General features: G+C 42.5%; 13 protein-coding genes and 1 riboswitch. All 13 genes read left to right on the forward strand.

What is annotated here, in order from left to right:
* The first annotated feature begins 45 nt into the window (after positions 1–45).
* The 13 genes from H9649_RS16400 to sufB all read left to right on the forward strand — a co-directional run bounded on the left by H9649_RS16400 (position 46) and on the right by sufB (position 11,732).
* Positions 46–405 carry an arsenate reductase family protein gene (locus H9649_RS16400; protein WP_191695979.1) on the forward strand — a complete coding sequence of 120 codons (360 nt, stop codon included), beginning with the start codon at positions 46–48 and terminating at the stop codon, positions 403–405.
* 81 nt (positions 406–486) lie between these two features.
* Positions 487–870 carry a glycine cleavage system protein GcvH gene (gene gcvH / locus H9649_RS16405; RefSeq protein WP_191695980.1) on the forward strand — a complete coding sequence of 128 codons (384 nt, stop codon included), beginning with the start codon at positions 487–489 and terminating at the stop codon, positions 868–870.
* Positions 871–927: 57 nt separating this feature from the next.
* On the forward strand, positions 928–1,269 hold the full coding sequence (locus tag H9649_RS16410; protein ID WP_191695981.1) for a toprim domain-containing protein: 342 nt from the start codon (positions 928–930) through the stop codon (positions 1,267–1,269).
* Between the two features lie 10 nt (positions 1,270–1,279).
* Positions 1,280–1,588: a thioredoxin family protein gene (locus H9649_RS16415; RefSeq protein ID WP_225229956.1), complete on the forward strand. Its 309-nt coding sequence runs from the start codon at positions 1,280–1,282 to the stop codon at positions 1,586–1,588.
* Positions 1,589–1,643: 55 nt separating this feature from the next.
* A riboswitch (SAM riboswitch) is annotated at positions 1,644–1,748 on the forward strand.
* 99 nt (positions 1,749–1,847) lie between these two features.
* On the forward strand, positions 1,848–2,873 hold the full coding sequence (locus H9649_RS16420) for a methionine ABC transporter ATP-binding protein (protein ID WP_191695982.1): 1,026 nt from the start codon (positions 1,848–1,850) through the stop codon (positions 2,871–2,873).
* Positions 2,866–3,534: a methionine ABC transporter permease gene (locus H9649_RS16425; RefSeq protein WP_191695983.1), complete on the forward strand. Its 669-nt coding sequence runs from the start codon at positions 2,866–2,868 to the stop codon at positions 3,532–3,534. The genes H9649_RS16420 and H9649_RS16425 overlap by 8 nt, the downstream gene beginning before the upstream one ends.
* 63 nt (positions 3,535–3,597) lie before the next feature.
* Positions 3,598–4,407 (forward strand): MetQ/NlpA family ABC transporter substrate-binding protein, encoded by an 810-nt coding sequence (locus tag H9649_RS16430; RefSeq protein WP_191695984.1) that lies wholly within the window; start codon positions 3,598–3,600, stop codon positions 4,405–4,407.
* A 166-nt stretch (positions 4,408–4,573) separates the two neighbouring features.
* Positions 4,574–5,773 carry a dicarboxylate/amino acid:cation symporter gene (locus H9649_RS16435; RefSeq protein WP_191695985.1) on the forward strand — a complete coding sequence of 400 codons (1,200 nt, stop codon included), beginning with the start codon at positions 4,574–4,576 and terminating at the stop codon, positions 5,771–5,773.
* A 706-nt stretch (positions 5,774–6,479) separates the two neighbouring features.
* Entirely contained in the window at positions 6,480–7,259 is a 780-nt protein-coding gene (sufC, locus tag H9649_RS16440; protein ID WP_191695986.1) for a Fe-S cluster assembly ATPase SufC, read from the forward strand.
* Positions 7,260–7,277: 18 nt separating this feature from the next.
* Complete coding sequence (gene sufD / locus H9649_RS16445; protein ID WP_191695987.1) at positions 7,278–8,582, forward strand: Fe-S cluster assembly protein SufD; 1,305 nt, start codon at positions 7,278–7,280, stop codon at positions 8,580–8,582.
* Positions 8,582–9,802 (forward strand): cysteine desulfurase, encoded by a 1,221-nt coding sequence (locus H9649_RS16450; RefSeq protein WP_191695988.1) that lies wholly within the window; start codon positions 8,582–8,584, stop codon positions 9,800–9,802. Before sufD ends, H9649_RS16450 begins: the two co-directional genes overlap by 1 nt.
* A complete protein-coding gene (gene sufU / locus H9649_RS16455; protein ID WP_191695989.1) occupies positions 9,802–10,242 on the forward strand; it encodes a Fe-S cluster assembly sulfur transfer protein SufU in 441 nt (146 codons plus the stop codon). The genes H9649_RS16450 and sufU overlap by 1 nt, the downstream gene beginning before the upstream one ends.
* Before the next feature lie 92 nt (positions 10,243–10,334).
* Positions 10,335–11,732 carry a Fe-S cluster assembly protein SufB gene (gene sufB / locus H9649_RS16460; RefSeq protein ID WP_191695990.1) on the forward strand — a complete coding sequence of 466 codons (1,398 nt, stop codon included), beginning with the start codon at positions 10,335–10,337 and terminating at the stop codon, positions 11,730–11,732.
* Positions 11,733–11,902 lie beyond the last annotated feature (170 nt).

Here is an 11,902-nt window from a genome sequence, read left to right on the forward strand (position 1 = left end):
TGGGTGGTTTATTTGATATACTGGTTAAAATGGAGGTGTTGTCAGATGGCATTAACGTATTATGGATATCCTAAATGCAGTACGTGTCAAAAAGCAAAGAAGTGGTTAGAAATGAACGAACTGGATTATACAGAAGTCAATATAGTTGAGAATCCGCCGACTAAAGAGGAACTTCAGCGGATGATCAGTAATTCCGATTTGGATATTAAGAAGTTTTTCAACGTGTCCGGCATGAAATATCGGGAACTGAATTTAAAAGATAAACTCCCACAAATGACTGATGAAGAGAAGGTTGAATTGCTTTCAACAGATGGTATGCTCATTAAAAGACCGATTGTCACAAATGGTTCACACGCAACTGTCGGCTTTAATGAAGTAAACTTTGAGGAAGCTTGGAAAGCCTGAATTACTTTCTTGTCTTTATCCTTAAAATATGTAAGAATTGAATAGAAATCACTAAATGTATAGTTAATGGAGGGGTACGGGATGAGCACACCTAAAGACTTGCGTTATTCTGAAGAACACGAATGGGTAAAAGACGAAAACGGTAACTATCGTATCGGTATTACACATTTCGCACAATCTGAACTGGGAGATATCGTTTTTGTTGAACTTCCATCAGTTGGTGACGAAGTGAAATCGGACGAGCCATTCGGTAGTGTAGAATCAGTTAAAACTGTTTCTGAATTATACGCTCCAATTAGCGGTAAAGTACTTGAAGTTAACGAAGAATTAGAAGACAGCCCAGAATTGGTGAATGAATCTCCATACGAAGGTGCTTGGATGATCGTTGTCGAAGCTTCTAATAAAGCGGAACTTGATGAACTTATGTCTGCTGAAGACTATGACAAGATGACTGTCGGAGAGTAATAAAAAAAGCGCTGGATGATACCGGCGCTTTTTTCAATTGTTCTAGGAGGTAAATCGATGGAGATGCGCAGGGTCGTTATTGTGGAAGGTGGAGCAGACAGGAAGAGATTGCAAAAAGTGTTAGCAGAGCCGGTTGAAATCATCTGTACAAACGGAACCGTAAGTCCTTATCGAATTGAAGAGATTCTCGCTCCATATGAAGACCATGATATCTATGTATTCTTCGATGCAGATCCATCTGGGGAAAAGCTGCGCACTCTTTTTAAAAGGGCATACCCGGAAGCATTACATCTCTATACAGAACGTCAATATGGACAAGTCGAAACAACCCCTTTCCGCACACTAGCAACCATTTTGCTTGCTGAACGGTTTTTAGTGCATCCCCAATTCTTACTTTGAAGGTGAAAAAATGAACGGAATACAACAATGGACACGCGAACAGTGGGAAGTCAGCTTGGAAGCTTCAGCTGTAAGCATTTTCTATCTATATACACCTATGTGCGGTACATGTGCAGTCGCCTCAAAAATGGTTGAAGTCATCGCTGCTATGAAACCTGGATTGCCGATAGGTAAAGCCGATTTGAACTATCTCCAAGATCTTGCTGTCGAATACGCAATCGAAAGCGTCCCTTGCCTGCTCATACAAAAGGATGGGGAGTTAGTCGAAAAGATCTATGCATTTCATTCGGTTCCGCATTTATTAGAAAGAATAGGTTGACACAAAAGTAAAACGTATGCTATAAATGTATCTATTACTTTAACTGAATAAATCGCTCTTATAAAGAGAGGCTGAGGGAAGTGCCCTATGAAGCCCGGCAACCGTCACTTATGTGAAATGGTGCCAAATCACGCAAAGCATATGCTTTGAGAGATGAGAGATCGGATTAGCGTTTATTTATTGATAACGTTTTAGCCTTTCTGCTCGTCTGCAGAAAGGCTTTTCTTTTTGGGAATGATTATAGAGAGGTGATACAACGATGATTACGTTAACAGATGTGAATAAAATATTTGATACAGCGACTAATCGCATTACTGCTGTAGATAATGTGAACTTGACGATTGGTAATAGTGAAATTTTTGGAATCATCGGCTACAGCGGAGCAGGAAAAAGTACATTAATCCGTTTATTGAATGGTCTGGAAAAACCTACTTCCGGACAAATCAACATTGCAGGACATGAATTAGCAACTGTTTCAGCAAAAGAGCTTAGAGAGGCGCGCCAAAAGATCAGCATGGTGTTCCAACATTTCAATTTACTCTGGTCGCGTACAGTGAGAGAGAATATTGCTTTTCCGCTAGAAATTGCCGGTGTTAGTAAAGAGAAACGGGATAAAAAAGTCGCTGAATTAGTAGAACTTGTCGGTTTGGCAGGAAGAGAAGATGCGTACCCTGCACAACTTTCCGGTGGGCAGAAACAACGTGTCGGCATTGCACGTGCCTTATCCAATGATCCTGAAGTGCTGTTATGTGACGAAGCTACTTCCGCGCTCGATCCGGAAACAACAGATTCGATTCTTGATTTATTAACAGCGATAAACGACAAGCTCGGCTTGACGATTGTTCTAATCACTCATGAAATGCACGTCATCCGTAAAATCTGCCATCGTGTAGCTGTCATGGAGGCAGGGAAGATTGTTGAAATAGGCAATGTCCTTGACGTGTTCCAGTCACCTAAAGAGCAGATTACAAAACGATTTGTATCTCAAATTACGCAAACGGCGGGAACTGAACACGCATTGCAACATTTGAAAGCGGAATCCTCTGAAGGAACACTTGTAAAATTAGTGTTTGTCGGTGACAGGACGGAGCAACCTGTACTGTCTACAATGATTAGGAGATTCAATATCGATGTGAACATTGTTCAAGGCGATATCTCTCATACAAAAGGCGGAGCATATGGGACGCTGCTTCTGCAATTAATCGGTGATAAAGAGAAAGTTACTTCAGCAATCGAATTTCTCCATAATGAAGGCGTCCAAACGGAGGTGATTGGGCATGATTGAAACATTATTACCCCATGTGAATTGGGAAAAGATGTGGATTGCGACAGTGGAAACCCTTTATATGACGGCTGTTTCGACACTGTTTACATTCGTCATCGGAATCGCGTTAGGTGTTCTTCTGTTCTTATCAAGTCCAGGTCAACTCTGGGCGAATAAACTGACGTACACCATAACAAGCTCTGTCGTGAACATATTCAGGTCTATTCCATTTATCATCTTGATCATTCTGATTATCCCATTCACTATACTGCTTGTCGGATCGATGAGAGGACCGAACGCGGCTTTGCCTGCACTCATAATTGGGGCAGCTCCATTTTATGCACGCATGGTGTTGATCGGTTTGCAGGAGATTGATAAAGGGGTACTGGAAGCAGCACGTTCAATGGGTGCTAAAACGAGCACGATCATTTTTAAGGTGTTATTGCCAGAGTCGAAACCGGCATTGTTTTCAGGTATTACGGTAACGGCCATCGCTTTAGTCGGTTATACCGCTATGGCAGGCATTATCGGGGCAGGCGGTTTAGGAAATCTTGCGTATTATCAAGGTTTCCAGCGAAGCCGCTATGACATCGTACTTGTTTCTACAATATTAATCTTAATCATCGTCTTCATTCTTCAGTTCATCGGCGATTACGTCGTTCGGAAATTGGACAAGCGATAAAGGGGTTTTCAGGCTTAGCCTGTGCACAATAAACAATAACTATAAAAAAGGGGAGTATTATGTATGAAAAAGGTATTGACTGGAATTTTATTAGCAGTGCTCGTGTTGGCATTAGCGGCTTGTGGTGGAAAAGATCAAGACGATAAGACGATAACAGTCGGGGCTTCTAACGTTCCGCATGCGCTTATTTTAGAAAAAGCACAGCCTTTAATGAAAGAAAAAGGTTTTGATTTGAAAATTGAAGAGTATCAGGATTATGTTTTGCCAAACAAGGATTTGGATGAAGGCACACTAGATGCAAACTACTTCCAGCATATTCCTTACTTTGAAAGTCAAATTGCAGACTTTGGCTATGATTTTGAGAATGCAGGTGCAATCCATATTGAACCGATCGGTGTGTATTCAAAGAAATATGATTCATTGGATGAACTACCTGACGGTGCGACAGTGTTAATCAGTAACTCAGTGGCAGATCATGGACGTGTGTTAGCGATGCTTGAAAAAGAAGGCCTTATCACGCTTGCTGACGGTGTAGACAAAGTGAAAGCAGAACTTGACGATATCGTCGATAATCCGAAAAACTTGAAGTTTGAAGCGGAATACGAAGCTGCGTTAATGCCTGAATTGTATAAGCAAGATGAAGGTGATCTGTTGTTAATCAACTCCAACTATGCACTTGATGCAGGTTTGAACCCGCTTGAAGATGCAATTGCTCTTGAAGAAACCGATTCACCGTACGTAAATATAATTGCCGTCCGCGCTGGTGATGAAAAAAGAGAAGCCATTAAAGCGCTTGTAGATGTATTAAAATCCAAAGAGATTCAAGACTTCATCTTAGAAGAATGGGAAGGTTCTGTTGTTCCTGTAAAATGATTAATAGGTATTAGACCATCCACCATGCCCTTTAGACCGGTATGGTGGATGGTCTTTTTTTGAGAAAAAAGAAAATTCCTTGAAGCATTTTATTTTTTACTTCATTGTGTTAAAGTGGTTTTGTTGTATAAGTATGCGAATTTACGAATAAGGAGGAAGATTACATATGAAGAAAATTGGACTTATATGGCGCATTATTATCGCCATAGGACTAGCAGTAGGATTCGGTTTGCTACTTCCAATCATCCATGAAGGATTTGCTCTTGGATTCGTCCGGTTCTTTGCTACATTCAATATGATGTTTGGGGGATTTTTAAATTTTGTCGTCCCACTTATTATTATCGCTTTCATCGCACCCGGTATTGCGAAGCTTGGTAAGGGCTCAGGGAAGTTATTAGGATGGGCGACATTGCTCGCTTATGCTTCTACCATTGCCGCAGGGATCTTGGCTTTTTTTGCAGCAACAACAATTTTACCGAACTTTATCCACGCGGTTAGCTCAGGATCTATAGAAAATGCAGGAAAAGCGCCTGGAACGACATTTTTCGAAATCGAAATGACACCAATTATGGGCGTCATGTCCGCTCTACTTTTAGCATTTGTACTCGGAATCGGAATGGCTTCTATTAGTAGTAAGTCAATGCTTTCATTTTTCGAAGAATTCAATGCGTTAATCGAGAAAGTAATCACATATGTAATCATACCTTTATTACCAATACACATTTTTGGGATTTTCCTTAATATGACTTATAGTGGCGAAGTGGCTAAAGTACTTTCGGTCTTTTCCGTCGTATTCATCATGATTATCGTTTTGCATCTCATCATGCTCACTGTCCAATATTCAATAGCGGGAACTGTTTCAAAGCGCAATCCGTTTGGCTTGCTGAAAACAATGGCCCCAGCTTATATGACTGCAATCGGAACACAATCTTCAGCAGCAACAATCCCGGTTACATTGCGTCAGGCAAAGAAAGCTGGCGCTTCTGACCGCGTAGCAGACTTCACCGTTCCGTTATTTGCAACGATTCATTTATCGGGGAGTACAATTACATTGGTTTCGTGTTCTATCGGTGTACTACTGATGAATGATATGCCGGTAACATTCGGCAGTTATCTGCCGTTCATCATGATGCTCGGCGTGACAATGATTGCTGCACCAGGAGTTCCGGGTGGGGCTGTCATGGCTGCTGTCGGACTTCTGGCAACGATGCTCGGTTTTGACGAATCAATGGTCGCTTTAATGATTGCTCTCTATATGGCGCAAGATAGCTTCGGAACAGCAACGAATGTTACGGGAGACGGAGCACTCGCCATCATTCTTGATCGATTTACAAAAAAAGCTTCTTCAAATGTAGAAGGATTATAATTTTAAATATGTGTTGATTAACCAAAATAGGCTATAACTTAGCACGATGATTTCCGTTCCGGGCGGACGCTTTCCTGGAGGCGTGCGGTGAGCCTCCTCGGTCGCTTTGCGACACTGCGGGGTCTCACCTGTCACGCTAATCCCCAAGGAGTCGCCGCCCTGCACTACAATCATCTAAGTCTTCTATGATAAATATGGATTATTTTATGCTTACTTGTAGAAGCAAGCGTTTCTTAATTTTTTATTCTGCAATCTAAAGTTGACTGAAGTGCAGGCGCCGACTCCTGCGGGAATAGCGCGAGCTGAAGACCCCACAGGAGCGTGCTCTTCGCGACGAGGAGGCTGAAGCCGTGCCCGCGGAAAGCGTGCGCCGGAACGGAAGTCAACGGGTTCATTGTGATACAACTGTATGATACTGGTTAGTCAACACATCTGATAATTTCATTAAAAGTACCGGTGCAATTATAGACCGGTGCTTTTTAATTTTCATGGAAATGATCGATGACTAATTCTCATTCATTTCATGATAAATGAAAATGAAATAATCATCCATCTTACCAATAAAACAAAGGATTACAAGGGTAAATGAATTAATTTATAATAATTCTCAATGATTTGCAAGGCAATGGATAATGGGGTAAGATTAGAATGATACTAAATAGAGAATGGCTAAACCGTTCATCTTTATCATATTGGAGGTATTGGAATGGCAACTTTGGAAATTAAAGACCTTCACGTTGAAATTGAAGGCAAGGAAATATTGAAAGGCGTCAATTTAACAATCAATACAAATGAGATCCACGCGATCATGGGGCCGAATGGTACAGGTAAATCGACTCTAGCATCAGCAATCATGGGTCACCCGAAATATGAAGTCACTTCCGGATCTGTCACGCTAGATGGCGAAGACGTACTTGAAATGGAAGTGGATGAACGCGCGCAAGCAGGTTTATTCTTAGCGATGCAATACCCGAGTGAAATTACTGGTGTAACGAATGCAGATTTCATGCGTTCTGCAATTAATGCACGTCGTGAAGAAGGCGACGAAATCTCCCTAATGAAATTCATCCGTGAATTGGACAGCAAAATGGACGTCCTTGAAATGGATCAAGATATGGCAACACGCTATTTGAACGAAGGTTTCTCTGGTGGCGAAAAGAAGCGTAACGAAATTCTTCAACTAATGATGTTGAAGCCGAAGTTCGCTGTACTTGACGAAATCGACTCTGGCCTTGATATCGATGCATTGAAAGTTGTATCCAAAGGGATCAACGAAATGCGTGGAGAAGAGTTCGGTTGCTTGATCATTACTCACTACCAACGTCTACTGAACTACATCACGCCAGATCATGTTCACGTAATGATGCAAGGTAGAGTAGTTAAATCAGGTGGAGCTGAGCTTGCAAAAGAGCTTGAGGAACGTGGTTATGACTGGATCAAAGAAGAACTAGGAATTGAAGACGAAACAGTTGGACAAGAAGCTTAAGAAAGGGGACGATTCAAAATGACGGTTGAAACAAAAATGGCATTGACCGAACAGGACGTCCGCTCTTTCTCTGCGAAAATGAATGAAGCCGATTGGATGGCGGATTTCCGTGCAGATGCTTTGGCGAAAGTGGAACAACTTCCAATGCCGACACCTGATAAAACAAAGATTACAAAGTGGAACTTCTTGGATTTCCCTGCACATGCAGTGGAGAGCGCAACGTTCTCATCACTTACAGAGTTGCCTGCGGAAGCACAAGAGCTTGTTAGTGAAAATCAACAAAATATTTACGTACAACATAACAATACACCTGCTTATATTTCATTATCAGATGAATTGAAAGCGCAAGGCGTCATCTTGACGGATATTTTCACTGCTTCACGTGAACACGCGGACTTATTGAAAAAGTACTACATGACAGACGGCGTAAAAGTTGAAGAGCACAAGCTGACTGCTTACCATGCTGCATTAGTAAATGGTGGCGTTTTCGTCTATGTGCCAAAAGATGTCGTCATTTCAGAGCCGTTACAAGTTCTGTTCTTGCATACCGATGCACAAGCATCACTATTCAACCATGTAATCGTTGTCGCAGAAGCGAACAGCTCGGTTACATATGTGGAAAACTATCTTTCTACAGTTGAAGTAGCAACTGGACAAGCGAACATCATTTCTGAAGTATTTACAGCTGATAACGCAAAATTGATTTACGGTGCAGTTGACGTACTTGCAAAAGGATTCACAACATATGTAAACCGTCGTGGCGTTACAGGTCCTCATAGCCGTATTGAATGGGCTCTAGGATTAATGAACGACAGCGATACAATTTCTGAAAACATCACTCATTTAGTCGGGAACGGTTCTTCAAGTGATATGAAGACAGTCGTTGTTGGACGTGGTGATCAGAAGCAGAACTTCACTTCTGAAATCGTTCATTGGGGAATGGATACAGATGGGTTCATTCTCAAGCACGGTGTTATGAAGGAAGCAGCATCATCAATTTTTAATGGTATCGGTCGTATTGCAAAAGGTGCAACTCGCTCAAACGCAGTGCAAGAATCTCGTATTCTAATGCTAAGTGAGAAAGCGCGTGGAGATGCGAATCCGATTCTTTTGATCGACGAAGATGATGTAACAGCAGGACACGCAGCATCTGTCGGTCGTGTAGACCCATTGCAATTATTCTATCTTATGAGCCGAGGGATTTCTAAAGAAGAAGCAGAACGCCTCGTCATTCATGGTTTCCTTGCACCAGTCGTCAGCAAATTGCCTATCGAAGGTGTTAAGAAGCAATTGACGGAGGTCATCGAAAGGAAAGTGCGCTAATGCTCAGTAAAGAGATACGCAAAGACTTCCCGATTCTTGACCAGGAGATTAACGGTTATCCTCTTGTCTATTTGGACAGTGCTGCGACGTCACAAAAGCCGCGGCAAGTTATTGAAGCAATTACTAACTACTATAAGTATGACAATTCTAACGTCCATCGCGGTGTTCACACGTTAGGGAACAGAGCGACGGAAGGTTATGAAGGAGCACGTGAAAAAGTCCGAAAGTTCATCAATGCAAAATCGACGCAAGAAGTCATTTTCATGCGTGGCGCAACGACAGCATTGAATACTGTTGCCCAAGGATATGGTCGTCAAAATGTTGAAGAAGGCGATGAAATCGTCATTACTCATATGGAGCATCACTCCAATATCATTCCTTGGCAACAGCTAGCAAAGGAAAAAGGCGCAATCTTGAAATACGTCGATCTTGAAGAAGACGGCACACTATCTCTAGATAAGGTGCGTGAAACAGTAACTGACCGCACAAAGATTGTTTCCATCATGTATGTGTCCAATGTATTAGGAACGATGAATCCGATAAAGGAAATTACGGAAATCGCTCATGCACATGGAGCAATAATGGTCGTTGACGGCGCGCAAGCTGCACCTCATTTAAAGATTGACGTTCAAAAACTTGATTGTGATTTCCTTGCTTTTTCCGGCCATAAAATGTGTGGACCGACTGGTATTGGTGTTCTTTACGGTAAGAAGGATTTATTGAACAAAATGGAGCCTGTTGAATTCGGTGGTGAAATGATCGACTTCGTAGGCCTCTATGAATCCACATGGAAAGAGCTTCCTTGGAAGTTCGAAGGTGGAACGCCGATTATTGCCGGAGCTATCGGATTAGGCGCAGCCATAGATTATTTAGAGCAGATTGGTTTGGACGAAATTGAAAAGCATGAACACGAGCTTGCGGGTTATGCGATGGATCGTATGTCTTCTATAGAAGGCTTGACGATTTATGGACCGAAAGATCCTGGTAAACGTGCAGGTCTTGTAACGTTCAATTTAGATAATGTTCATCCTCATGATGTTGCAACAGTACTTGACATGAACGGAATCGCGGTGCGGGCAGGTCATCATTGTGCACAGCCGCTAATGAAATGGCTGGATGTTTCAGCGACTGCACGAGCAAGTTTCTATCTGTATAACACAGAGGAAGACGTTGACCGTCTCGTAGAAGGACTCCGTATTGCAAAGGAGTATTTCGAATAATGCCTACTAACAAATTAGATCAGCTATACCGCTCAGTCATCATGGACCATTATAAAAGTCCAAGAAACAAAGGCGTATTGAAAGATAATAATGTAACTGTCGATATGAACAATCCGACTTGCGGTGATGTCATTCATTTAACGCTGCAAGTGGAAGATGGCATTGTCAAAGATGCCAAATTCGAAGGTGAAGGCTGTTCCATTTCGATGGCATCCGCCTCGATGATGACACAGATCATCAAGAACAAGGACATAGACACAGCTGTTCACTATGCTCATCTGTTTTCTGATATGATGCTTGGAAAAGAGATTGATGATTCCATCGATCTTGGCGATATCGAAGCCCTTTCCGGTGTAGCTAAATTCCCTGCGCGTATTAAATGCGCAACACTTGGATGGAAGGCTATGGAAAAAGGGCTCGGTTCTGATTCCGACAACTAGTCCCGGCTTAGGTTTCAGTAACTTAGAAGCCTCAAAACCGCCGCTGCTCGCATTATGAGTAGGCTGGCGAATGAATGAACGGAGGAATAAAGATGGCTAAAAAAATGCCTGATATTGGCGATTACAAATATGGTTTTCATGATAAAGACGTATCTGTTTTCCGTTCGGAACGTGGTTTGACACGAGAAATCGTTGAAGAAATCTCTAACATGAAGGAAGAACCTCAGTGGATGTTGGACTACCGTCTGAAATCTCTTGAGCTGTTCTATAGCATGCCGATGCCTCAGTGGGGTGGAGATTTGAAACCTCTTAACTTCGACGAAATTACGTATTATGTAAAACCTTCCGAAGCAACAGAAAAATCTTGGGATGAAGTTCCTGAAGAAATCAAACGTACGTTTGACAAACTTGGGATTCCTGAAGCGGAACAAAAATACCTTGCGGGTGTTTCCGCGCAGTATGAATCAGAAGTTGTGTATCATAACATGAAAGTGGAGCTTGAAGACATGGGTATTGTTTTCAAGGACACAGATTCTGCACTTCGCGAAAACGAAGAATTGTTTAAAAAGTACTGGGGTACAGTAATCCCTAACTCTGATAATAAATTCTCAGCTTTAAACTCAGCTGTTTGGTCAGGTGGATCTTTCATCTACGTACCACCAGGTATCAAAGTTGAAACACCACTACAAGCTTACTTCCGTATTAACTCGGAAAACATGGGTCAGTTCGAGCGTACGCTAATTGTTGTCGATGAAGGCGCAAGCGTCCATTATGTTGAAGGTTGTACAGCACCAGTGTACACAACGAATTCACTGCACAGTGCGGTCGTTGAAATCATCATCAAAAAAGATGCATATTGCCGTTATACGACAATCCAGAACTGGGCTAATAACGTTTATAACCTTGTAACGAAGCGCGCAGTATGTGAAGCGAACGCTACAATGGAATGGATTGATGGCAACATCGGTTCGAAATTGACGATGAAATACCCTGCTTGTATCTTAAAAGGCGAAGGCGCTCGTGGAATGACTTTATCGATCGCTCTTGCTGGTAAAGGACAACATCAAGATGCTGGTGCGAAAATGATGCACTTAGCTCCAAATACTTCATCAACAATCGTTTCCAAGTCGATCTCTCAACATGGTGGTAAAGTGACATACCGCGGTATCGTCCACTTTGGCCGTCGTGCAGATGGTGCGCGTGCAAACATCGAGTGTGACACGCTCATCATGGATAAGCTTTCGACTTCCGATACGATTCCATATAACGAAATCCTGAACGACAACATTTCACTTGAGCACGAAGCAAAAGTTTCCAAAGTATCCGAAGAGCAGCTCTTCTACTTGATGAGCCGTGGTATCGGTGAACTGGAAGCTACAGAAATGATCGTTATGGGCTTCATCGAGCCATTCACAAAAGAATTGCCGATGGAGTACGCAGTAGAGATGAACCGTCTTATCAAGTTTGAGATGGAAGGTTCAATCGGTTAACAAATAGTAGGTCCGCCATAATTCATTTTATGGCGGATTTTTTATATTGCGCTCGTAAACCTCGTCGCCGCGCCCGTAAACCGCCGTGCCGCGCTCGTAAACCCCGTCGCCGCGCCCGTAAACCGTCAAGCCGCGCTCGTAAACCCCGTCGCCGCGCCCGTAAACCGACG

Origin of the sequence: Sporosarcina quadrami (assembly GCF_014836615.1) — a bacterium.
GTDB lineage: Bacteria > Bacillota > Bacilli > Bacillales_A > Planococcaceae > Sporosarcina > Sporosarcina quadrami.

What these genes read in the sequence shown, in the direction of transcription:
- H9649_RS16430 (WP_191695984.1), top strand. Translation starts at nt 3,598, where the DNA reads ATGAAAAAGGTATTGACTGGAATTTTATTAGCAGTGCTCGTGTTGGCA.
- H9649_RS16450 (WP_191695988.1), top strand. Translation starts at nt 8,582, where the DNA reads ATGCTCAGTAAAGAGATACGCAAAGACTTCCCGATTCTTGACCAGGAG.
- H9649_RS16415 (WP_225229956.1), top strand. Translation starts at nt 1,280, where the DNA reads ATGAACGGAATACAACAATGGACACGCGAACAGTGGGAAGTCAGCTTG.
- H9649_RS16410 (WP_191695981.1), top strand. Translation starts at nt 928, where the DNA reads ATGGAGATGCGCAGGGTCGTTATTGTGGAAGGTGGAGCAGACAGGAAG.
- sufD (WP_191695987.1), top strand. Translation starts at nt 7,278, where the DNA reads ATGACGGTTGAAACAAAAATGGCATTGACCGAACAGGACGTCCGCTCT.
- H9649_RS16425 (WP_191695983.1), top strand. Translation starts at nt 2,866, where the DNA reads ATGATTGAAACATTATTACCCCATGTGAATTGGGAAAAGATGTGGATT.
- sufB (WP_191695990.1), top strand. Translation starts at nt 10,335, where the DNA reads ATGGCTAAAAAAATGCCTGATATTGGCGATTACAAATATGGTTTTCAT.
- sufU (WP_191695989.1), top strand. Translation starts at nt 9,802, where the DNA reads ATGCCTACTAACAAATTAGATCAGCTATACCGCTCAGTCATCATGGAC.
- gcvH (WP_191695980.1), top strand. Translation starts at nt 487, where the DNA reads ATGAGCACACCTAAAGACTTGCGTTATTCTGAAGAACACGAATGGGTA.
- H9649_RS16400 (WP_191695979.1), top strand. Translation starts at nt 46, where the DNA reads ATGGCATTAACGTATTATGGATATCCTAAATGCAGTACGTGTCAAAAA.
- H9649_RS16420 (WP_191695982.1), top strand. Translation starts at nt 1,848, where the DNA reads ATGATTACGTTAACAGATGTGAATAAAATATTTGATACAGCGACTAAT.
- sufC (WP_191695986.1), top strand. Translation starts at nt 6,480, where the DNA reads ATGGCAACTTTGGAAATTAAAGACCTTCACGTTGAAATTGAAGGCAAG.
- H9649_RS16435 (WP_191695985.1), top strand. Translation starts at nt 4,574, where the DNA reads ATGAAGAAAATTGGACTTATATGGCGCATTATTATCGCCATAGGACTA.